Here is a 21,883-nt window from a genome sequence, read left to right as displayed (position 1 = left end):
TTACATTAGCATACCAAGTCCGATAGACCCACCTAGCCAAACACTATATTTCCCAAGGATAGAATTCAGTGACTATTTTTTTTGTGGGTGCTGGGTTAGGAACGGTGGCTGATCTGACGCTACGGGCGATCGCTTGTCTGAAAGAAGCGGAGGTCATCCTCTACGATGCGCTGATCCACCCCTCCTTGCTAGATTTAGCTCCTGCCCATTGCCTCAGGGTTCCTGTCGGCAAACGCGCGGGTGGGGCAGCCCTACCCCAAGCAGCGATCAACCAGCTTCTGTGTGACTACGGCCACCGCTATCGTCGCATAGTACGGCTCAAAAGTGGTGACCCCGGACTGTTTGGCCGCCTCCAGCAGGAGGTAGAGGCCGTCTTAAGTGCGGGGCTGGCAATAGAAGTGGTGCCGGGGGTGACCTCCGCCCTCGCTGCCCCTTTACTGGCAGGCTTGTGTGTGACAGCCAAGGACGTGAGCCAATCTGTGGCCATTGTGTCGGGCCATGCCCCTGAAACCCTGCCGTGGTCGAGCCTTGTGCAAATCGAAACCCTAATCCTCCTGATGGCCACTCGCTCGCTGCGCTATATCCTAGAGCAACTGATTGCTGTGGGGCGATCGCCCCACGATGGCCTAGCTATTGTGCAATGGGCGGGACAACCCCAGCAGCAAGAGTGGTTTGGCACCCTTGAGGAGTACCTAAACATAGCCGACCACCCCGATATGGCTCCCGCCGTTGTGGTGATCGGTGCCGTTGCGCAAAAGCGGTACCCTTTCGCTAGGCTAGATCTAGCACTGCCCGCCTTAACATCGCCCATGCCCGATTTCCCCTTATCTGGTCAAACCGTTCTTGTGACCCGTGCTGCTGGCCAAGCCAGTCCCTTTAGCCAACAGTTAAGGGCTGCAGGGGCAACGGTTCTGGAATTGCCCACCCTAGAAATTGTTCCCCCTAGCTCTTGGCAGCCTCTCGATACAGCCTTAAGTCAACTGCCCCAGTTTGACTGGCTGATTCTCACGTCCCACAATGCCGTGAACTTTTTTATGCAGCGGCTGCAACAGCAGGGCAACGATAGCCGTGCCTTAGCCACCCTCAAGATTGCAGTTGTCGGTGAAAAAACGGCTCAGACGCTGCAAACCTACGGTCTTGTGGCAGATTTTATCCCCAGTGAATTTGTGGCCGATGCGCTGGTGGCTGAGTTCCCAGTGCCTGTGGCTGGGCTGCGTCTCCTGTTTCCACGGGTTGAAAGCGGTGGCCGTCCCCTTTTAGCCGATGCATTTACTGCCGCTGGTGCGACGGTGAGTGAAGTGCCCGCCTACGAATCGCGCTGCCCTCAGCAGGCTGACCCCACCATCCTAGCTGCGTTGCAAGAGGGACGGGTAACTACGGTAACCTTTACCAGTTCCAAGACCGTTAAGCACTTTTGTCAATTGGTTGGCGCTCAGGCGGCAACGCTTCTTGCATCGGTACAGATTGCCAGCATTGGTCCGCAAACCTCTGAGACCTGCCGCCAGTTGCTCGGGCGAGTGGACTGCGAGGCTCAAGACCATAGTGTGCAAGGGTTACTGAGTGCCTTAATATCACGTTCACTGGGTTTGAATTTGCGATAGACCCGCCCCCGGATAGTAAGTGCCCAAAATTTGCAGGTGGTTATAGCCGCGTTTGCCCAGTTCGTAGGCGCCGGTTTGGCTCATGCCCCGTCCGCCAAAGACCTCCCGCACAATGTCATCGGTTGCAGCATACATCGACACCATCACCCGACCACTCTTGGTAAGGACAATCCCCCGGGTAGCTTGAACGGCGGCGTGCCCTGTTGTCCACTCTGTTTCAATACCGCGATAGACTTGCCAGCGCTCATCGTTGCCGAGGTCAAAAAAGCGACTGGCGGGCTGAAACATCTGTGCCAAGGCGTAGGAACGAGCAGCGATCGCCTGCGCTTTCAGGGTTGCCATCGGCCAGTCAGGATACACTTCCGACCCCACAACACTGACAAGGTATTGCTCTAGATCCACCTGATTCACTGCGGTGACGGTATTGCCTTGGGCAATGAGGCGAACAACCCCGCGATACCATTTACTACCCACAAAGGTGAGTTGATTACTGGGGCGAATCCACAGCGAGGCAGCAAGGGGTTGACCATTCCAGAATAAAATCCCCTCGCGAGCGGTCACTGTTGCCCCTTGGGAGGGGATCAATTGCGTCATCACCTGCTGTTGATCGTTCGTAACAGGGGTGGCAACGGCAGTGCCAACGGTTAGGTGGGCGTGATCCCGGGCGATCGCCACGCGCACTTGCGGTGCTGGGTCTTGGCTGGGGGGCACGGGCTGGAGGGCAACCGGTGGAACCGCCGGTACAATGGTTTTCGCGTGTGGGGTTGCTGGAGGGGCTGTTGTCGGCGCTTTATTGGGTATGTTTGGTGTCCCAAGTAGAGGACTGCGACCATCAAGAAGGGGGCGAGGCAATGGACGCTGGGGGGCGGCGAGTGGTTCAGGCAAAGCTGCGGTTGAGGGCAGTAAAGTACGGAGCAGCCACAGCGTCAGGCCACCACTGAGGAGTGTGGCCAAACCGAAGGACATCACTAGGGGCGATCGCAGAAAACCTCCGAGAAGCCCCGCACCTTCAGGTCGGGGAGGGACAGGAGCGGCAATTGAGAGGGGTTCAATACCCCCGAAATTGCCAGGTTTAGTACGCTTGTTTTTCATAGTCACAGGTGAGAATATAAAAGGATGAAACAAACTCTGACACTAGTTTGCAAACTTGCAACCACACCCGAACAAAATGCCAAGATTGAGGCAGTGCTTCAGGCGTTTGCTGCTGCTTGCAACTATGCCAATGAGCGAGTCAAACCCAAAACAACCAGCAAAACAACGATTCAGTCGTTGGTCTATAACGACCTGCGAGAACAGTTTGGGTTGAGTGCTAATCAGGCAGTCAGGGTTTGCGCCAGGGTTGGGGCGAATCGAAAAACAGCCAAAGTGAAGGGCAAACCTGTCAAAGCGTTTCGTCCAACTTCGGCAGACTACGATGCCCGAATCTTCTCTTTTCGGGAGAAGGATTGGACAGTCAGCCTGACCCTGCTGGGATGTAGAGAACACATCAAACTGGAAATAGGACACTACCAGCGCGGCCAGCTGAAGGGGTGTAAACCCACTTCGGCTCAACTGTGCAAGCACAGAGATGGAAGATACTACATCCACATTCAACTGAGCGACGAAGCTCCTGAACCCATTCAGTCGGACAAGGGGATTGGCGTTGATTTCGGTCGGCGTGAAATCGCTAAAACTAGTACCGATCAAGGTTGGGATGCTAAGCAGTTGAATCAAGTCCGAGATCATTTCGCCAAAGTGAGAGCATCGCTCCAGCAAAAAGCCTCGAAGGGCACACGGTCGAGTCGGCGTAGATGCCGACAAGTCCTGCAACGGCTGTCGGGGAGGGAGAGACGTTTTCAGCGATGGCTCAATCATTCCATCAGTGCATCCATCATTCGTGAAGCAAAACAACTCCATGCCATTGTTGCTATCGAGGATTTGACAGGCATTCGAGATAGAATCAACCAGCAACCGAGAAACACGACCGAGCGGAGACGGTCTAACAGTTGGGCGTTCTATCAGTTGCGACAATTCCTGGAATACAAGGGTATCAAGGAAGGAGTTGAGGTGGTTGCTGTACCACCTGCCTATACCAGTCAAACCTGCCATTGTTGCTTGCATATTGGGCTGAGGACTGAAAAAAAGTTCAAGTGTGGGCATTGCGGATGGATTGGTGATGCAGACCTAAATGGAGCAATCAATATTGCGCTTTTGGGGCAGTCCGTAACGCTGCCTGGAGGCTCCTGGCTAGCTTGCGAGATAGCCGGAGGGCTACAGAAAGCCTCGCCCTTCTAGGGCGGGGAAGTTTACCTTGTTTATTCTGACACTCCCTTGCCTCAAACAGGGAGAGCCGTGGTTTGACCGAGCAACTGTCAGCCACAGTAGCGCTCAAACAACTGGTACGGTACTCAACAGGTGACCTACCCCCGGTATTCATGTTGGCGCATAGAGGGCGGGGTTCTCAGTAACTCCTGCTAGTGCATCGGACGTGACCGAAGAACGCCGTAAAGTCCCTAGCTTTAGCGATGGGGATATAAGGCGCAAATTATTTTCCTTTGTGTTGTGTTTTCTTTTGTGTTGTGCCGCACTCGTACTAGTGGCAGGGTATTCAAGGCTGGATTCTAGCTCATGTCCAAGATGTGCATACACAGTAGCTGCCTTATAGGGAGGGGTCTTTCAGAGGGTCTGAGGATGATCCCTTTCATGGCATAGTGGAATTGTGTTGGATTTGCAACGGATTGTTGATGAGACTTCACCGCCTCCTCTACCTCAGTTCGGCGACTGATGGCCTAGCCTACCCCGATTTGCGAGACATCATGGCTAAGTCAGAAGTGAACAATGTCCGCGATGGGATTACGGGGATGCTCTGCTTTGGCAATGGGATGTTTTTGCAGACTCTTGAGGGCGATCGCCGCAAAATTAGCGAAACCTACGCTCGCATTCTCAAAGACCCCCGCCACCACAGTGCCGAAATCATTGAATTTAAGGAAATTGATGAGCGCACCTTTATTAATTGGTCAATGCGGCTGGTGCAATTGGGAGATATGGACAGCGACACCATCCGGTTGCTGCGCCTAAAATACTCCCCTGCAGTTACTTTTCAGCCTGCCTCCATGAACCCCCAGCAGTGTTTTAGCTTCCTGCAAGAGCTTTATCGGATGACCCAAGGAACCTAGCGTGGCCGAGCATCACTGGCTCTTTATCCCTGATCTTCTCAGGCTGCCAGATCATACCTACGAATGGCAGGTCAGTGCGCAATGGCCAGAGTTCGCCACCTTAACCCCAGTGCAGGGCGTTGTCAGCGTGAGTCATCGCCAGACCTATCTGGAGGTGTCCGCGAATGTGGTAACAATTATCACTCTTTGTTGCGATCGCTGTTTACAGTACTACAATCATCGGCTCGTGTGCACGACAACGGAATTGATCTGGCTGGCGGACACTGCGGCTGTGCCTGATGCAAATGTTGTGGATGACCTTGTGGAAAGCCTGCCCGCCACAGGGCGTATCGATTTAGTAGATTGGTTGTATCAGCAGTTATGCTTAGCCCTGCCCCACCCACAGTACTGTGATCCTCAGTGTGGTGGGATTATGCCACCCGCAACGGGAGAGGCGATCACGGATCATCGCTGGGCGGCCTTAGCGCAACTGCAATCTGCCTTAGAGCGTTCTGACCCACCATCGTGAGTGCCCATTCCGATCTGGAACTGCTACTGCGTGCCCGCTACCCGCTGTTGTATATCCCCACAACAGAAGAAGAGCGTCTGGAGGCGGTACTGCACAGCATTAGCCAGCGGTTTAACCAGCGTCCTCTCTACATCTGGGACTTTGTAGACGGGTATCAGGGAACCGCCAACGATACTGGTACCGCTAAGCGTAATCCTCTGCAAGCGTTAGAGTTCATTGAAAAATTGCCTGCCCCTGCCGCGGCGATTATTTTGCTGCGGGATTTTCATCGGTTTCTTGACGATATTGCAATTTCCCGGAAGCTGCGGAATTTAGCACGGCTGTTAAAGTCCCAACCCAAGAACCTGATTTTGCTAGCACCAACGGTACAGTTACCCCCTGAACTCCGCGATGTGGTTACGGTGGTGGAGTTTCCGCTGCCCCGTCGCGATGACATTCATGCCGAATTACTGAAGCTATGCCAAAGTTTAGGGACAACTCCCTCAGAAGCAGTGCTGGATCAGTTGATTCGCGCCTGTCAGGGGCTAAGCCTTGATCGCATTCGCCGGGTCATTGGCCGGGCGATCGCCCTTAATGGTACCCTTGACGCTAGCCATGTCGATTTAGTCCTTGAAGAAAAGCGTCAAATCCTGCGGCAAACCCAAATTCTTGACTTTTATCCCGCTCAGGAAACCATTGCGGATATTGGTGGCCTCGACAACCTCAAAGAATGGTTGCTGCGCCGGGGAGGTGCCTTTTCAGAGCGTGCCCGTCGCTATGGCTTGCCCTATCCGCGGGGCGTGCTCTTAGCAGGGATTCAGGGAACCGGTAAATCCCTAACCGCGAAGGCGATCGCCCACCAATGGCACTTGCCTTTACTGCGGCTAGATGTAGGGCGGTTATTTGGCGGCATTGTTGGCGAATCCGAAGCCCGCACCCGTGACATGATCCAAATTACTGAGGCGCTTGCCCCCTGCGTGCTGTGGATTGATGAACTGGACAAAGCCTTTGCAGGCATTGATAGCCGCGGTGATGGCGGAGCCAGTAGCCGTGTCTTTGGCACAATTATTACATGGCTTGCAGAGAAAACCTCCGCCGTCTTTGTCGTTGCCACTGCCAATAATATCCAAGTATTGCCGCCAGAGCTATTGCGCAAAGGCCGCTTTGATGAAATCTTTTTTGTGGGCTTACCCAGCGTCGATGAGCGGCGGGCAATTTTTGAAGTGCACCTCAGCCGGGTACGGGGCGATCGCCTCGGGCATTATGATTTGGATCGGCTCGCCTACGAAACCATTGACTTTTCTGGTGCTGAAATTGAGCAGTGTATTATTGAAGCCATGCATCTTGCCTTTAGTCAAGATCGCGACTTCACCACCGAAGATTTACTCCACGCTGCCAGTGAAATCATTCCCTTGGCGCGCACCGCTCGCGAACAGGTTCACCAACTGCAAGAGTGGGCCGCCTCGGGTCGGGCACGGTTTGCGTCTCGCCTGCTGCCTTCCCCCAATAGCCGTTAACCCATGAAACTCCTGCGCTTACTGCAATGGTTGTTGGGTACCCTGCTGGGGCTAGGACTCATTGCCACTACTGTGGCAGTCATTATTACACCATTAATTTTTGGCTTACTGTGGGCACCCCCACGCCCCAACGTCGAAGTAGAGCAACCGCTACCCACTGCTCAGACCGCGACCTCTCCCGCCAGCACCTCCCCAGCACCAGTCAAACACGGACGAGTAACCTATGCTGAAGGATTACGGGTGCGCGATCGCCCTGATCGCGAGGCCGAAGCCCTAGGAAGCATCGACTTTGAAGAAGTTGTTACCATCCTTGAGCGCAGTGGCGATGGCGAGTGGGTCAAAGTACGCACCCAAAATGACCTAGAGGGCTGGGTATTGGCCTTTGGCATTCAGGAACAATAGCTAGGCAATCCCTAAGAAGAACGTTCTAGCAAAAGACCTAGACTTTGCCTAGGAGCTGGGCTTGTTTGTGTGACCTGTGGACTCTTGATGGCAGCCACCGGCTCAAAATTGTCAATCGCCGGGAGGGGCACACCTACCTTTTGAGGCGATTTTGTGGATGGGCTGGGCTATGATAACAAGTTGTTTAGGTGCTGCAAGTACAGGCAGAGGTAAGGAGACAGTCGTGGCGGGTTCTGAGAGTATGGGGGCTATTTTTCCGGTCATTTGGCACGGCGATCGCGTCCATTTAATTGATCAGACCCGCTTACCCGCCGCCTATGAATTGAAAGAGATCAGGACGTCTGCCGAGATGGCGACGGCTATTCGCACCATGATTGTTCGCGGTGCCCCGGCCATTGGAGTGGCTGCTGCCTTCGGCATGGTATTGGGAGCGCAGGAGTATAGCGGTAGCGATCGCGCTAGCTTTTTGGCACATTTGGAAGCAGTGGCTACTGACCTCCGGCAAACCCGTCCTACTGCGGTGAATCTGTTTTGGGCAATTGATCGCATGCTGAGTGCAGCTCAGGCTGAAACTGCCACCATCGAGGCGCTAAAAGACCATTTATTGGCAACCGCCCAAGCCATTGCCAGCGAGGATGTGGCCACCTGTCAAGCCATTGGTCAGCATGGGTTGGCTGCCCTACCCAGCACCCCTGAAAAACTGCGGCTGCTGACCCATTGCAATGCAGGAGCGTTGGCCACAGCAGGCTATGGTACGGCTCTCGGTGTTGTGCGATCTGCTTGGCGTGCCAACCGTCTAGAGCGGGTCTATGCCGATGAAACCCGCCCGCGCCTCCAAGGTGCTAAGCTCACAGCATGGGAATGTGTGCAAGAAGGGATTCCGGTGACCCTCTTAGCAGATACGATGGCTGCCCACTGTATGCAACGCGGCATGATTGATGCCGTTGTGGTCGGTGCCGATCGCATCGCTCTGAACGGTGATACCGCCAATAAAATTGGTACCTACAGCGTGGCGCTGGCGGCCCAAGCCCATGACATTCCCTTTTTTGTGGCTGCCCCTCTCTCCACGATTGATACCAAGATTCATACTGGTGCAGAGATCCCGATTGAAGAGCGCCATCCCCAAGAAATTTACCAAGTGGGGTTTACTCGTATTGCGCCCGCTGGCGTTGATTTCTATAACCCCGCCTTTGATGTCACCCCAGCCCACCTCATTACCGGCATTATTACTGAACTGGGGGTGTTTGCGCCTGCGGATCTTGCGCGGGGGATTGGTGCTGCCTAACTCGCCCCTGCTACCCCTGTGGCAATATGTTGCAAAGTATATGTTGCAAAATGTAACTATCATTTGAGAAATATCCAACCCTGTAGAATCAATTCTGGGAGGCATATTGCGGGGTTGAGGTGCCGAAGGGCTAGCCTGCAAGCGTCTTGACCCGTACCAATTGGTTAGGATTCCTGATAAGTTCAGAAGAACGCCTCTTATCAGCCTCGTTATGGCTTAACGCCCATGTCGGATCTGCCATTTTCCCTTGATCAATTACGGATTCTCAAGGCGATCGCCCTCGAAGGGAGCTTTAAGCGAGCCGCAGATAGTCTTTACGTCTCGCAGCCTGCCGTTAGCTTACAGGTTCAGAACCTTGAGCGCCAACTGAACGTACCGCTGTTTGATCGGGGCGGGCGGCGCGCCCAACTCACCGAAGCAGGACAGCTTTTGCTCTCCTACGGCGATCAGATTCTTTCGCTATGTCAGGAAGCCTGCCGTGCCATTGAAGACCTGCAACAGCTCCAAGGGGGCACCCTGATTATTGGGGCCAGCCAAACCACCGGCACCTACCTTATGCCCCGGATGATTGGTTTATTTCGCAGCAAATATCCAGAGGTGGCCGTGCAACTCCATGTTCACTCCACCCGCCGCACCTGTTGGAGCCTTGTCAACGGCCAGATTGATCTGGCGATTATTGGTGGGGAAGTGCCCTCGGAACTGAGCGAGCAAATTACCGTTACCCCCTACGCCGAAGATGAACTTGCCTTAGTATTGCCCGTAGAGCATCCGCTGTCGGGAATCGACATGCTCTCCAAGGAGGATCTCTACAAACTAAGTTTTATTACCCTAGATGCCCAATCCACCATTCGCAAGGTCATTGACCAAGTGCTGCAACGAGCCAACATTGATCCGCGCCGCCTCAAGGTGGAAATGGAGCTGAACTCGATTGAAGCGATAAAAAACGCTGTCCAATCTGGTTTGGGGGCTGCGTTTGTGTCTGTTTCCGCCATTGAGAAGGAACTACAACTGGGTAGTTTACAGCGGGTCAAAATCGAGAATGTGGTGGTGAAGCGCACGCTATCCCTCATTACCAACCCAAACCGTTATCGATCGCGAGCAGCGGAGGTCTTCTGCCGCGAAATTCTCACCCAGTTTGCCACGTTTACCCTAGGCAATGAGTTGGAACCTCTAAAAAATCCGCTCTCCGATAGCGAAAAACCCCTTAAGGAACTGTTGGCGATCGCCCCCACCGAAACCAGCGAATAGCAGCGCAGGGAATTGGTTCGAGTTGTTGTTGCAGCAGTTTCATACCGTTGTCAAGTCGCTGTCATCTTCCTCAGCCACGATTGATAGTGTTCTGTCTTGGTAGCCCCTCTGCCATGTCTTCAGATGCATTCCACTGTTTTTCCATGAGTGTCAATCTGGCGGGAACGACTATGCCTAAACGTGATGACTCCTTGATGATAACTGCTGAACCAGCCATTAACCAACAGCGATTTGACGCCTTCCTAGGGGTGATTGATACCTTGGGCACGTGGTTCGGTATGAGCGAAGCCCAAATAATTCACCTCGATTTCTTGCAGTCGTTGCCCGAGCATACCTTTGGCCATGACCTTGCCACCTTTTACCAGCACGAAGGACTGACCCCCTTCACCACTGGCTCCCGCCGCAAGCAACTCCACGATGCCAGCCATGTCTTAACGGGCTATGACACCGACTTAGTGGGTGAAGCCGAGTTGCAAGCCTTTCTTTTGGGGATTGGCTTTACGCCCCTCAATGCCTTGCTCAAGCGGCAAGCCTGTCGGCGCATTCGTCAGCTTAACCTGCTCTCGGCAACAGCGTTGGAGCAACGTCTTACCGCGGCGTATCGTCGTGGCCAACAGAGCCGCTTTGATCCCAATACATGGCCGGTCGAGCGTCAGTGGTATTTACCGACACCTCAGGTGCGCAGTATTTACGGCTTATGAAGCTCTGAGCCATTTGAGCAGTGACCGGCGGGCTAAAGAGAAATCCTTGCCCACGGCGGCAGCCCAACTGCAATAGCTGCTCTTGTTGCTCGTGGTGCTCAATACCTTCGGCAATGACTTCAATGTCAATGGCCTGAGCCAAACTGAGGATGGCACGAATAATCTCCAGATGTTGTGAGCCAGCACTCATTGCCCGCACAAAGGATTGATCAATTTTGAGGGCATAGAGCGGGAGCTGGCTGAGGCGACTCAGGGAAGAATAACCAGTCCCAAAATCATCAATGCTACAGCGAACCTGAATGGCGCTGAGGTCTTCGAGTTGCCGTCGCGCAAAGTCAGCATTCTCCATAATGACTTGCTCAGTAATTTCAAGGATAATTTGGTGGCCACAGATACCGTAGGTCTGCAGTAGCTGCTTGAGGCGGTCTGCCATCTGACCAGAGGCAAAAAAAGCATCGGAGATGTTGATACTCAAGGTTAGGCTTGTTGCAGCCGCCCCCAGTTCTTTGTGCCATTGATGTAATGTTGCTACTGCTTTTAGTAATACCCATTCATCTACCTTCTGAGCCAAGCCCAAGGCCGTTGCTAGGGGTAAAAACTCTGCGGGTGTGATCCACCCCGCTTCTGGGTGGCGCCAACGCAGCAGTACCTCAAACCCGAGTAGTTTTTGAGTGGCTAGCTCGACAATCGGCTGATAAAACACCTCCAGTTGATTCTGTTGCAGTGCCCGCCGAAATTCCTGTTCCCGTTGAAGTAGGGTATGGGCCATCTGGTGGCGATCGGGTTGAAATAATTGCATACAGTTACGTCCCCGACTCTTGGCGGCATACATGGCAATATCCGCATCCCGCAAGAGTTCACCAGCACTATGGTAGCTGGGAGTAACAATGGCAATGCCAATACTGACCCCGACACTCACCTCCGTATGCTTGAGGAGGTAAGGCTCGCTGACCCGAAACCGCAGGCGATCGCCACACTCGTAAAGCTCGTCTACGCCTTCAATGTTTTCAATAATAGCAATAAATTCATCGCCCCCCAGTCGCCCTAGGGTATCCTGCTGGCGTAACACCGAGCGTAAGCGATGGGCAATTTCTAGCAGTAGTTCATCCCCCGCTGCGTGGCCTAAACTGTCGTTCACCACCTTAAAGCGATCGAGATCAAGAAACATGACCGCAAACGGTGGGATGGCTCCCCGATGATAGGCCTCCAACAAACCCTCAATTTTATCCGTGAGAAAGGTTCGGTTGGGTAGTCCCGTCAAGCTATCTTGCCATGCCGCACTGCGGAGCTTAGCTTCTCCCAGCTTTAGAGTTGTAATGTCAATCGCCGAGCCAACATAGCCAATAAAGTTGCCATCATCGTCATAGCGAGGCTTAGCCTGCTCCAAAATCCAGCGATACCCCTCCTTAGGAGAGTGCACCCGATACTCTATTTCATAGCTGTGCTGCTGTTGCATTGCGTCCCGGATAGCGACTTCAACCCGCTGTTGGTCATCGGGATGCACAAACTCAAGCCATTGCCAACCCTCTACGCTCTCAAAGGATACCTGCAAAAAACTAAGAATTGTCTGATTGGCAAAGGTGATGTTGCCCAATTCATCCGAGAGCCAAATCATTAAGGTTGAGGAATCTGCCATCTGCCGAAAGCGGGCCTCACTTTCCGCCAAGGCTAGAATGGCTTTTTTGCGCTGGCTAATGTCAACGCCAACGTAGGTGATCAAATGGCTGCCATCTGCTTGGGGATCACTACTAGCGTTCAGCGAGATCCAGATAATGTGCCCCTCGCGGTGACGGAAGCGGTACTCCGTATGGGCGCTACCATGGGCAAGCAGTGTTTCATGAAAAGGACGGTGATACGCTTCCCAGTCATCGTCAGGAATGCGCGATCGCCACAGGTCTTTATTTTGCTGAAACTCGTGGGGACTATAGCCCAAAATGCGCAGGTGCCCTTGAGAGAGATACTCATAGTGCCATGAGCCATCCGCCGCAATAGAAATCTGACTCACAAAGGCATCGGCTCGGTCTAGCAATTGATTAAGCTTTTCTTCAGAGGCTTGCAGTTCGGCATTCACCGCCACCAAATCAAGCGTACGGGCAGCTACTTGGGCTTCCAGTTCCGATTTATGAGTTTCTAGCTCTTGGGTCATTTGGCGATTCTCGGTGACATCGACCGCTGTGATCAGTGCCAATAGTTGATTGCTGGTGCTGAGCTTCAGCGGAATAGACACCATATTCCATATCCGCACCTCTCGCCAGTTGGTGTGAACCTGAACATCCCCATGCTCCACCCGCTCTGCCGTGACAAAAGGGCGACGAAATTCTGCGTCAGCCCAGCGATGCACCTCTGGCTGTGGGAACGTGACACTCAGCCACTGCTGCCATGTCGTAATCTCACTCGGCCTATAGCCAGTTTCCTCTTGCCAGGCGCGGTTCACTAACCACAGTTGCCCATCCTCAGCCACCAGCGCCATGGGAAAGGGAGACAGAAAAATACTGCTGCGGAAGATCTGCTCAATTTCTGTATAGGCACGGTAAAAGGACTGCCGTTCTTGCTCTAGCTGGTTGAGGCGGTGGGCACCCACTGCCAACAAGCTAATGAAAAACAGGATCGTACTCAGAACTTGGATGTCTTGCGCAACGGTGCCATTAATAAGCTGCGAATCATGGTGGAGGTACTCCACCGTCCAACCAATGACAATAGGCCCCACAATGACCCATGGTAAAAATTGGCGCAGGAGGATGCCACCCGCCGTTGGTGACATCAGGTAGCGCATTAAGCCGCGATGGGGGCGTAACTGGAGCAAGTGAACACTGAGGAGCCACAGCAAACTCCCACTAATCAGGGAGCCTAAGGTACCGACCTCTTGAGGCAAGCGATAGGTGACGTCCAACAGTTCCAGCAGCAGTAGGCTGCCGCCAGCGATCGCCCCCCCTTGGCTTAAGATAATTTGCCATTGCGGCGTTCCCCCCAGCCCCCACACACTCAGACCCAACCCCAACAAGGCCAAAGGGCGCAAGATAGGTGTATTGACTTGGAGCATCCGGAGTTCCACCAGCCAAGGCTGCGGCCAGAGTGACACGACATGTAGGCTAGCCAGTAGTGTTATCACTAGTAACACCAGCCCCGTTGACCGCTGCACCAGTTGTAGTCGATTCGGCTGCAGCAGTGGTGGCCACCACACGACTAAAAGAATATTGAGTCCGATCAGCCAAACAGCGACAGCACTCAAACCATCAGAAATAGATAACGAGGGTAAGCGGTTCTCATAGAGTGCAAGCAGGAGATCCACCAAAACAGCGGTTCCCACACCAAGGCTTCCCAGCGCCACGACCGTCAATAGTTTTGGATTGGGCATAGATCATTACAGCCGCAAGTGGTAGCTAACGCCTAAATCAAATTTCCTGCTTTTAGTCTAGTCGGGACGCTCAATGCTCTGCGGTTTCAGTTCTGAGAGTCTTGCCCGGTTCCAGCAGCAGCTGCGTGATGCCTCTAAGGCTTGAGGTGGTGAACTGAACCCCGCCCTAGAAGGGCGAGGCTTCTACCCCGGTTAGGGGCTTAATTCCGGGTTCCCCGGTAAAAGACGAACCGCCTCTTGCAGGATATTCCATGCAGCGGTCACGTCGCGAACATGCTGCCTTCCACACGATGGGCACGTCCACTCTCGGTCACTGAGCGTCAAATTGTCGTTCAGTGACCCGCAATCCCAGCAAAGCTTGGTGGACGGGAACCAGCGCTCAATGAATTGAACGGCAGCTCCGTACCACTTGCCCTTATAGGTGGTGTAGACGTGCAGCACTCGGATAGCAGCATCCGAAACAGACTTGGCCAGGCAGTGATTCCTCAACATGCCTTGAATATTCAGCGTTTCCAGCCCCACCAGTTGGTTTTCCTGGGTGAGTTGGTAACTGATTTTGTGGGCTAGGTCAGCCCGCTTAAAGGCCACCCGCTCATAGGCGATGGCCAGCTTTTTCTTTACCTTCCGCCAGTTGTTACTCCCTTTTTGCTTAGCCGCCAAAACCTGTTGTAACCGCGAAATCCGTGCCTCCGCCTTGCGAAAGTAGCGGGGTGCCGTGACCTGGTACTTGACGAACCCTTTCTTATTGAACTGGCGCGTTTCCTTGAACAGCGCCAACATCCGGTTGTAGACAAACCGCACACAGCCAAAGTGGTGAGCAAAGCATTGCTCCTGTTCCTGATTCGGGTAGATGCGAAATTTGTAGGCTTTGTTAATCAGCATGACTGTAGTGCGTCCGTCCTAAAAACTATACTATAGGTGTGCAGTTACCGGCAATATGCAGGGCAACGGTTTAACCGCTATGAGGCAAGATGGTATACAGGTCAAGTCAACGCGCCACGCCAAGTATCAATCAGGGCACCACTTTGTCTGGATACCCTTTAAGCGGCGCAAAATCTTTCGAGATGAGGCTATCATTGAGGCCACGAAGCGGTATATCCGAGAGGCGGCGGCGAACAATGACATTGAGATTGAGGCCATCGAGATTGACCGCACCCTGATAGACCACGTTCACGTTTTTGCATCATTCCCGCCTAGAATGTCAGCGTCTCAAGTCGTGAACATCCTGAAAGGCTACAGTTCACGGCATCTTAGGATGGAGTTTCCCTGGCTGAAGCAGCTCTACCAAAAAGATCCGCTTTGGGCCAGGTCGTTTTATTGGGGAACCTGTGGCAATGTGTCGGCTCAAACCGTTAAGCGCTATATCGAGGAGTGCCAGGGTTGATCAACTCTGCCACTTTGCAGCGGCGCGGGAACCATTCTGTATCCCCGACCTGAAGCAAGGGGGTTTATCTGGTTCCCGTGCCCTCCATTTTCTATAAACTACCCTTGAAGGTGGGCGTTAATCCTACCTTGGCAGTAGGGAAGTCCGAAACTGTCTGTAGCTTGGTCACATCTACAATACAAATAGTTAAAAACATTACCAGACCAGCACGGGTCAGGGGGTCTAGCCATGCAACCATCCAATCCAAATCTATTTACCGAGAAGGCATGGGCGGCGATCGCCCGCACACCAGATTTAGCCAAACAGGCTCAACAGCAAAATCTTGAAAGTGAACACTTGATGAAATCGTTGCTGGAGCAGGATGGCTTGGCAACGCAAATTTTTCAGAAAGCTGGTTGCTCTGTACAGCGGCTGCGGGATCTCACCGATGAGTTTATCAATCGTCAGCCCAAGATTGCGAATCCCAGTGGCGTCTATTTGGGGCAAAGTCTGGATAAGCTCCTAGATCGCGCTGACGAGGTGCGTAAACAATTTGGGGATGACTTTATCTCGATTGAGCATTTAGTCTTGGGGTTTACTCACGACGATCGCTTCGGCAAAAAGCTCTACCAGGATGTTGGCCTCACAGAACGAGGGCTACGAGAAACCATTCAGCAAATTCGCGGTACTCAAAAAGTGACGGATCAAAACCCAGAAGGAAAATACGCCTCCCTTGAAAAGTATGGCCGTGATCTGACGCTCCTTGCCCGCCAAGGCAAGCTGGATCCGGTGATTGGGCGTGATGATGAAATTCGGCGGGTGATTCAAATTCTCTCGCGGCGGACTAAAAATAATCCGGTTTTAATTGGCGAGCCGGGGGTGGGTAAAACTGCCATTGCCGAGGGCTTGGCTCAGCGTATTGTGGCGGGGGATGTTCCCGATTCCCTGCGCGATCGCCAACTCATTGCCTTGGATATGGGGGCGCTGATTGCCGGTGCCAAGTACCGCGGTGAGTTTGAAGAGCGCCTCAAAGCAGTGCTCAAAGAGGTAACCGAGTCCAACGGCCAGATTATTCTTTTTATTGATGAAATCCATACCGTTGTGGGGGCAGGGGCAACCCAAGGGGCGATGGATGCGGGCAACCTGCTCAAGCCCATGCTGGCGCGGGGGGAACTGCGCTGTATTGGTGCCACCACCCTTGATGAATACCGCAAATATATCGAGAAAGATGCAGCCTTAGAGCGGCGCTTTCAACAGGTCTATGTGGATCAGCCCAGCGTTGAAGATACGATCTCGATTTTGCGGGGTCTGAAAGAGCGCTACGAAATTCACCATGGGGTGAAAATTTCCGATACGGCTCTGGTGGCTGCGGCCACACTGTCAACCCGCTACATTAGCGATCGCTTCTTGCCGGACAAAGCCATCGACCTTGTGGATGAGGCAGCCGCCAAGCTGAAAATGGAGATTACCTCTAAACCTGAGGAGCTGGATGAAATTGACCGCAAAATTTTGCAGCTAGAAATGGAGCGGCTCTCGCTGCAAAAAGAAACCTCTGCCGCTTCTCGCGATCGCCTCGAAAAACTGGAGAAAGAACTCGCCGATCTCAAGGAAGAGCAAAGTCGCCTCAATGCCCAGTGGCAAGCGGAAAAAGAAGTCATTGATCGACTGCAAGCCATTAAGGAAGATATTGAAAAAGTCAACATTGAGATTCAGCAGGCCGAGCGCAACTATGACCTCAACCGCGCTGCAGAGCTGAAGTACGGCAAACTCACGGATCTGCAAAAACAACTGGCCGATACCGAAGCCAAGCTACAGCAGACCCAAGTCGGTGGGCGATCGCTGCTGCGGGATGAAGTCACCGAGGCAGACATTGCTGAAATCATCTCCAAGTGGACCGGCATTCCCATCAGCAAGCTGGTGGAATCAGAAGCGCAAAAACTGCTGCACCTAGAAGACGAACTCCACAAGCGAGTCATTGGCCAAGACGAGGCCGTTACCGCTGTGGCTGAAGCCATTCAGCGCTCCCGGGCGGGTTTAGCCGACCCCAACCGTCCCATTGCTAGCTTTATTTTCCTCGGCCCAACGGGTGTGGGTAAAACCGAACTCGCTAAGACGCTGGCGGCCTTCATGTTTGACACCGAAGAGGCCATGGTACGCATTGACATGTCCGAGTACATGGAAAAACACGCCGTATCTCGCCTCATTGGTGCCCCGCCGGGCTATGTTGGCTATGACGAAGGCGGGCAACTGACCGAGGCCATTCGCCGTCGTCCCTACGCTGTTGTTCTCTTTGATGAAATTGAAAAAGCCCATCCCGATGTGTTTAATGTTTTCCTGCAAATTCTTGATGATGGGCGGGTCACCGATGCCCAAGGGCGCACCGTCGATTTCAAAAACACGATCATTATCATGACCAGCAATATCGGCTCGCAATACATTCTGGATGTGGCCGGGGATGACAGCCGCTACAGTGAAATGTACAACCGCGTTATGGAGGCCATGCGCAACCACTTCCGCCCAGAATTTCTCAACCGCGTGGATGAGTTTATTATCTTCCATAGCCTGCGCAAAGAGCAGTTGCGGCAGATTGTGAAACTGCAAGTGCAGCGGCTGCAAGATCGCCTGAGCGATCGCCACATTACCCTCGCCCTTTCGGACAAAGCTATCGACTTCCTAGTCGAGGTAGGCTACGATCCCGTCTATGGTGCCCGTCCGCTGAAGCGGGCAGTGCAAAAACAACTGGAAACCCCTATAGCCAAAGGCATTCTCCGTGGCGATTTCTATGATGGGGATACAGTGATCGTTGAGGTGGGGGATAACGAGCGACTTGTCTTCCAACGCCAGGATGCTACGGCTGCCTTAGCCACATCGTAAGTCCCCCGGTAAGCGGCTGTTAAGATCAACTCCTTCAGGTTCCCTGCTAGGCTATGGCGATCGTTGCTACAGGGCGATGCCTCCCCTGAAAAAAGCGGAACCATTGAAGGAGTTGTCTATACAGGATCACCCGTCCTGCTGCTCATAGCTGTTGTTATATAGAAATTGCTACCGTTGAAGGGAAACGTTTTTTTCGAGCAGCAATGTTAAAGCTCCTGCGCTATCTGCTGTTGCTGTGCTTGAGTGCTGGATTGGTGCTGGCCTGTGCCCGGCAATCAGCCACTTCTGCCACCGATGCTCTAACAGCACGCATCGAACAACTGCGGCAAGCTCCCCTCACCGTGGTTGTGGAAGATGCTCAAGGACGGGGGATTGCCAATGCCAGTATCATGCTGAGTCAGCAAACCCACACCTTTGCCTTTGGTGTTGCCTTAGATACAGCGATGTTTGCACCATCGCCACCGGCAGCAGCCAACTGGTACCGAGATACCGCCCGTCAGAATTTTAATGCCGCTGTTCATGAAAATGCCCTGAAGTGGTATGACCTTGAGCCAGAGCAGGGCAAGCTAGACTTTACGATGGCGGATCGCATCCTAGCTTGGAGTGAGGCGCAAGGTTGGCCCATGCGGGGGCACACCCTCTTTTGGGAAGTAGAACAGTTCAATCCAGCATGGCTCAAAACCCTAACTCCCGAGCAATTGCGCTCCGCAGTCAAGACCCATGCCATCGCTGTTTGTCGTCACTACCGTGGGCGCATCAATGAGTTTGATGTTAATAACGAAATGCTTCACGGTAATTTTTTCCGCAGCCGCTTAGGAGATGGCATCGTTAAGGAGATGTTTGAGTGGTGCCACGAAGGCAACCCCAAAGCCGTGCTCTACGTGAACGACTACGGCATTATCGAAGGCGATCGCCTCGACGATTATGTTCAGCAGATTCGTACACTACTTAACCAAGGGGTACCCATTGGTGGCATTGGCATTCAAGCCCATTTAGAATACCCGCTCGATGCGGCTAAAATGCAGCGTGCCCTCGATACCTTAGCGCAATTTAACTTACCCCTAAAAATTACTGAAGTTAGCGTTAGCCTTGCGGACGAGGAGCAGCAGGCGCAGACCCTACGGCAGATCTATCGTATTGCCTTTGCCCACCCCGCCGTCAAAGAAATTCTGCTCTGGGGGTTTTGGGAAGGCAACCACTGGCGACCCCAAGCCGCACTCTACCGCCGTGATTTTTCGCCCAAAAGCGCCGCCCGTACCTACCGCCAACTCCTCTTTCAGGACTGGTGGACAACGCTCAGCGGTAAAACCAACCAAGCAGGACACTGGCAAGGGCGAGGATACCTCGGGCGCTATCGCTTAACAGTAACCGCCAAAGGCAAAACCGCTAGCCAAGAGTTCGTCTTACCAGAGGGGGAACAACACTCACCCTTCGGCTGTAAACCGCCTCCCTCAGTTGAGGATTGCAACCTAGGAGTGCCCAAGGGCACGTTATACTGAGAAGGGGCAACTGCCCTAATGCTTTATCGGCTGCAACCTCCCCTATGGCTGTTTTTGAAGGCACCTATCAAGTTCTTGGCTCACCACGGTTTGCCATAGTCATTTCCCGGTTTAATGACTTGATTACCACTAAGCTGCTGGAAGGCTGCCAAGATTGCTTACGTCGCCATGGGGTTGACCCAAACCCCAAGGGAGTTCAAGTGGACTATGCTTGGGTACCCGGCAGCTTTGAAATTCCCCTTGTGGCTGCCCAAATGGCGGCGAGCCGTCGTTATGCGGCTGTAATCTGCCTCGGTGCGGTCATTCGTGGTCAAACCCCGCACTTTGACTATGTGGCCGCCGAAGTTACCAAAGGGATTGCCACGGCTGCGATGCAAACCGGCGTTCCCATTGTCTATGGCATCCTCACGACCGATACGATGCAGCAGGCGCTAGAGCGAGCAGGCATTAAAAGCAACAAAGGGTGGGAGTATGCCCTCAATGCCCTAGAAATGGCTAACCTTATCCAAGCATTACAAGTCCATGGCAGCATGGAGTCAGCCCAGTTGCGCCCCAGTGCTACCATAATTACCGAGGAATCGTGGTCACCGCCCAGCACGACCTTATAAGTTAGTATAATTTAATATAATTAATTCAATTTCTGTAAGATAGACTTGAGCCGCCCCCAAAGACGAAACGGCATTGCTGAGCGCTCAGGCAGTTCTGTTTGGTCTGTCATAATTTTTAATGAATTGCCGTCCACGGGTGACGCAAATATGATTCTGTTTCCCTTGTCTGTTCTGTCCATTCTTACGGATGTGGGTCGATTGACATTTGGGACACTGCATTCGTTTCTTCTCTAACTCATATCTATTCTATATTGTGAAATGCCCCATTTTTTTGTCAGACCGAAATGGGGAGGCATATTTCCACACCAGCAACAGTGAAAAGTAGGGTAGCTCTAAGGCAGGCCAGCGAGTCAGAGGGTAATACACCTGTTGCTGGGGGGTTGTTGCCCAGATCACCACCGCCGCTTGCGCCAGCAGATTATGGGTCTGCAACCACTGCCACACTTGGGGATAGACCGCCCGTACTTTCATTAAGACAAGAACATCGGCCCATCCCCATGCTTGGGTGAGTTCATCTGCATGGTACATAGCAGGTAAAATAGCGAGGCGATCGCCGCCGCACGTCAAGGGCAGCCCCAAGACCGCCGCTGCCGCTAAGGGCGAGCAAATTCCCGGAATAATTCCTAGGGGTACCGTGGGGTCAAGCTGCTGGACAGCGCTGCCAAGGTAGGTGAAGGTACTATAGAAGCTCACATCCCCTTCCGAGACAAACACCACATCCAGTCCTTGCTGCAGGTAGTCATAGACACACTCAGCCGCAATGTGCCATGCTTGCTGCAACTGGTTCTCGTCCAAGACGTAGGGAAACTCAAGGGGGAGCCGTACCTGCTGTGGCTTCAGATGGGGGGCAATAATCTGCTCTGCCACCCCCATACGCCCTTGCACCCCTGCCGGAAAGGCCACCACCGGTGCTGCTTGCAGCCGCCGCCAGCCTTTGAGGGTAATTAACTCCGGATCGCCAGGGCCTACGCCAACGCCCCACAGAGTGGTCACTATCCCCACCCCCACCAATGTCCCAGTTGATACACACTACCGCTGACCAGCCACGCGATGCCAAGGGCATAGACGGTCGCAAACACGGTAAATCGCCACTGCTTCGACTCGCTCCACAGGGTCGCCAGCGTACTTAAGCAGGGGGTATAAAGCAACGTAAACACCATAAAACTATAGGCCTGTAGGGGCGTGAGATCTCGGGCGATCGCCTGCTGTAGCTCACTGCCAGGTAACTGGTAAATGACGGCCAACGCACCAATGACAATCTCCTTGGCCACGAACCCCACGATCAAGGCAATGGTCAACGGTGGCGTAATACCCACGGGAGCTAACAGCGGTTGTAGAGCCAGACCCAATTGACCTGCCCAAGTTTCGGCACTGGCAGGAGCAGCACTGAGGGGCAAATGGGTGAGTGCCCACACCACCAGTACCCCCGCCATAATAAATCCACTGGCGCGCGCCAAGAAATGCTGCACCTCCCCCCATGCCCGCCACCCCACCTGTGCCAAGGTTGGCCAACGATAGGGGGGCAACTCCAAAAGAAATGGATCTGTATTGGGAAAATACCCTTGGGCGCACAGGGCAGTGAGCAGGGCAACCACAACACTCCAACCGTACAGAGACAGGAGCACCACCGCTCCCCAGTGGGGGGGAAATAAACAGGCAATGAGAAAGACAAACACCTGTAGCCGTGCCGAGCACAGGGAGAAGGGAATCACCAGCATCGTCAGCAGCCGCAGCCCCGGTGAGCGGATGACGCGCGTGGCCATCAAGGCGGGGACGTTGCAGCCAAAA

General features: G+C 53.5%; 18 protein-coding genes and 1 pseudogene. 13 read left to right on the top strand and 6 right to left on the bottom strand.

The window, feature by feature from the left end; genetic code table 11:
- The first annotated feature begins 68 nt into the window (after positions 1-68).
- Positions 69-1,601, top strand: a complete 1,533-nt coding sequence (gene cobA, locus BRW62_RS07280) for a uroporphyrinogen-III C-methyltransferase (protein ID WP_227517296.1) — start codon at positions 69-71, stop codon at positions 1,599-1,601.
- On the opposite strand, the gene BRW62_RS07275 is transcribed toward cobA, so the two are convergent.
- A complete protein-coding gene (locus tag BRW62_RS07275) occupies positions 1,578-2,693 on the bottom strand; it encodes a SpoIID/LytB domain-containing protein (protein WP_099798894.1) in 1,116 nt (371 codons plus the stop codon). The two genes, cobA and BRW62_RS07275, sit on opposite strands and share 24 nt — an antisense overlap.
- A 24-nt stretch (positions 2,694-2,717) precedes the next feature.
- Between BRW62_RS07275 and BRW62_RS07270 the strand changes: the two genes are divergently transcribed.
- The 8 genes from BRW62_RS07270 (at position 2,718) to BRW62_RS13060 (ending at position 10,396) form a co-directional block, all read left to right on the top strand.
- On the top strand, positions 2,718-3,875 hold the full coding sequence (locus BRW62_RS07270) for an RNA-guided endonuclease InsQ/TnpB family protein (RefSeq protein WP_099798241.1): 1,158 nt from the start codon (positions 2,718-2,720) through the stop codon (positions 3,873-3,875).
- 449 nt (positions 3,876-4,324) lie between these two features.
- Positions 4,325-4,756: a BLUF domain-containing protein gene (locus BRW62_RS07265; RefSeq protein WP_099798893.1), complete on the top strand. Its 432-nt coding sequence runs from the start codon at positions 4,325-4,327 to the stop codon at positions 4,754-4,756.
- 1 nt (position 4,757) lies between these two features.
- Positions 4,758-5,264: a YceD family protein gene (locus tag BRW62_RS07260; protein WP_099798892.1), complete on the top strand. Its 507-nt coding sequence runs from the start codon at positions 4,758-4,760 to the stop codon at positions 5,262-5,264.
- Positions 5,261-6,760: an AAA family ATPase gene (locus BRW62_RS07255; protein ID WP_099798891.1), complete on the top strand. Its 1,500-nt coding sequence runs from the start codon at positions 5,261-5,263 to the stop codon at positions 6,758-6,760. The genes BRW62_RS07260 and BRW62_RS07255 overlap by 4 nt, the downstream gene beginning before the upstream one ends.
- A gap of 3 nt (positions 6,761-6,763) precedes the next feature.
- A complete protein-coding gene (locus tag BRW62_RS07250; protein WP_099798890.1) occupies positions 6,764-7,162 on the top strand; it encodes an SH3 domain-containing protein in 399 nt (132 codons plus the stop codon).
- Positions 7,163-7,403: 241 nt separating this feature from the next.
- Positions 7,404-8,447 carry an S-methyl-5-thioribose-1-phosphate isomerase gene (mtnA, locus tag BRW62_RS07245; protein WP_198406238.1) on the top strand — a complete coding sequence of 348 codons (1,044 nt, stop codon included), beginning with the start codon at positions 7,404-7,406 and terminating at the stop codon, positions 8,445-8,447.
- Between the two features lie 225 nt (positions 8,448-8,672).
- Positions 8,673-9,695, top strand: a complete 1,023-nt coding sequence (locus BRW62_RS07240; protein ID WP_099798888.1) for a LysR family transcriptional regulator — start codon at positions 8,673-8,675, stop codon at positions 9,693-9,695.
- A gap of 170 nt (positions 9,696-9,865) precedes the next feature.
- The gene (locus tag BRW62_RS13060; RefSeq protein ID WP_157768335.1) at positions 9,866-10,396 is read left to right on the top strand and encodes a Coq4 family protein; all 531 of its coding nucleotides are present in this window, start codon (positions 9,866-9,868) and stop codon (positions 10,394-10,396) included.
- Here BRW62_RS13060 and BRW62_RS07230 read toward each other — a convergent pair.
- Complete coding sequence (locus BRW62_RS07230) at positions 10,284-13,751, bottom strand: bifunctional diguanylate cyclase/phosphodiesterase (protein ID WP_099798886.1); 3,468 nt, start codon at positions 13,749-13,751, stop codon at positions 10,284-10,286. The two genes, BRW62_RS13060 and BRW62_RS07230, sit on opposite strands and share 113 nt — an antisense overlap.
- A 192-nt stretch (positions 13,752-13,943) precedes the next feature.
- The gene (locus BRW62_RS07225; RefSeq protein WP_099798885.1) at positions 13,944-14,633 is read right to left on the bottom strand and encodes an RNA-guided endonuclease TnpB family protein; all 690 of its coding nucleotides are present in this window, start codon (positions 14,631-14,633) and stop codon (positions 13,944-13,946) included.
- A gap of 79 nt (positions 14,634-14,712) precedes the next feature.
- Between BRW62_RS07225 and tnpA the strand changes: the two genes are divergently transcribed.
- The 4 genes from tnpA (at position 14,713) to ribH (ending at position 20,095) form a co-directional block, all read left to right on the top strand.
- Positions 14,713-15,135, top strand: a complete 423-nt coding sequence (tnpA, locus tag BRW62_RS07220; protein WP_198405924.1) for an IS200/IS605 family transposase — start codon at positions 14,713-14,715, stop codon at positions 15,133-15,135.
- A 228-nt stretch (positions 15,136-15,363) separates the two neighbouring features.
- A complete protein-coding gene (gene clpB / locus BRW62_RS07215; RefSeq protein ID WP_099798884.1) occupies positions 15,364-17,988 on the top strand; it encodes an ATP-dependent chaperone ClpB in 2,625 nt (874 codons plus the stop codon).
- Between the two features lie 203 nt (positions 17,989-18,191).
- On the top strand, positions 18,192-19,487 hold the full coding sequence (locus BRW62_RS07210) for an endo-1,4-beta-xylanase (protein ID WP_198405923.1): 1,296 nt from the start codon (positions 18,192-18,194) through the stop codon (positions 19,485-19,487).
- A gap of 44 nt (positions 19,488-19,531) precedes the next feature.
- Positions 19,532-20,095 carry a 6,7-dimethyl-8-ribityllumazine synthase gene (gene ribH, locus BRW62_RS07205; RefSeq protein WP_099798883.1) on the top strand — a complete coding sequence of 188 codons (564 nt, stop codon included), beginning with the start codon at positions 19,532-19,534 and terminating at the stop codon, positions 20,093-20,095.
- 102 nt (positions 20,096-20,197) lie between these two features.
- Here the strand turns inward: ribH and BRW62_RS13355 are convergent.
- From BRW62_RS13355 to BRW62_RS15495, 3 genes and pseudogenes are all read right to left on the bottom strand, one after another.
- Positions 20,198-20,314, bottom strand: a pseudogene (locus BRW62_RS13355) (IS1/IS1595 family N-terminal zinc-binding domain-containing protein); the annotation flags it as partial.
- A 27-nt stretch (positions 20,315-20,341) separates the two neighbouring features.
- Entirely contained in the window at positions 20,342-21,088 is a 747-nt protein-coding gene (locus BRW62_RS07195; protein ID WP_198405922.1) for a precorrin-2 C(20)-methyltransferase, read from the bottom strand.
- Positions 21,088-21,813, bottom strand: a complete 726-nt coding sequence (locus BRW62_RS15495) for a nucleoside recognition domain-containing protein (RefSeq protein ID WP_227517660.1) — start codon at positions 21,811-21,813, stop codon at positions 21,088-21,090. The genes BRW62_RS07195 and BRW62_RS15495 overlap by 1 nt, the downstream gene beginning before the upstream one ends.
- Between the last annotated feature and the right edge of the window lie 70 nt (positions 21,814-21,883).

This window comes from Thermostichus lividus PCC 6715 (assembly GCF_002754935.1).
Lineage (GTDB): Bacteria > Cyanobacteriota > Cyanobacteriia > Thermosynechococcales > Thermosynechococcaceae > Thermosynechococcus > Thermosynechococcus lividus.
This window is presented reverse-complemented; position numbering and strand designations above follow the sequence as displayed.

Excerpts from the sequence above, each read along its gene's own strand:
- BRW62_RS07210 (WP_198405923.1), top strand. The coding sequence starts at position 18,192 with ATGTTAAAGCTCCTGCGCTATCTGCTGTTGCTGTGCTTGAGTGCTGGA.
- BRW62_RS07240 (WP_099798888.1), top strand. The coding sequence starts at position 8,673 with ATGTCGGATCTGCCATTTTCCCTTGATCAATTACGGATTCTCAAGGCG.
- BRW62_RS07225 (WP_099798885.1), bottom strand. The coding sequence starts at position 14,633 with ATGCTGATTAACAAAGCCTACAAATTTCGCATCTACCCGAATCAGGAA.
- BRW62_RS07250 (WP_099798890.1), top strand. The coding sequence starts at position 6,764 with ATGAAACTCCTGCGCTTACTGCAATGGTTGTTGGGTACCCTGCTGGGG.
- ribH (WP_099798883.1), top strand. The coding sequence starts at position 19,532 with ATGGCTGTTTTTGAAGGCACCTATCAAGTTCTTGGCTCACCACGGTTT.
- BRW62_RS07275 (WP_099798894.1), bottom strand. The coding sequence starts at position 2,693 with ATGAAAAACAAGCGTACTAAACCTGGCAATTTCGGGGGTATTGAACCC.
- tnpA (WP_198405924.1), top strand. The coding sequence starts at position 14,713 with ATGAGGCAAGATGGTATACAGGTCAAGTCAACGCGCCACGCCAAGTAT.
- clpB (WP_099798884.1), top strand. The coding sequence starts at position 15,364 with ATGCAACCATCCAATCCAAATCTATTTACCGAGAAGGCATGGGCGGCG.
- mtnA (WP_198406238.1), top strand. The coding sequence starts at position 7,404 with ATGGGGGCTATTTTTCCGGTCATTTGGCACGGCGATCGCGTCCATTTA.
- BRW62_RS13060 (WP_157768335.1), top strand. The coding sequence starts at position 9,866 with ATGCCTAAACGTGATGACTCCTTGATGATAACTGCTGAACCAGCCATT.
- BRW62_RS15495 (WP_227517660.1), bottom strand. The coding sequence starts at position 21,813 with ATGCTGGTGATTCCCTTCTCCCTGTGCTCGGCACGGCTACAGGTGTTT.
- BRW62_RS07230 (WP_099798886.1), bottom strand. The coding sequence starts at position 13,751 with ATGCCCAATCCAAAACTATTGACGGTCGTGGCGCTGGGAAGCCTTGGT.
- BRW62_RS07265 (WP_099798893.1), top strand. The coding sequence starts at position 4,325 with ATGAGACTTCACCGCCTCCTCTACCTCAGTTCGGCGACTGATGGCCTA.
- BRW62_RS07270 (WP_099798241.1), top strand. The coding sequence starts at position 2,718 with ATGAAACAAACTCTGACACTAGTTTGCAAACTTGCAACCACACCCGAA.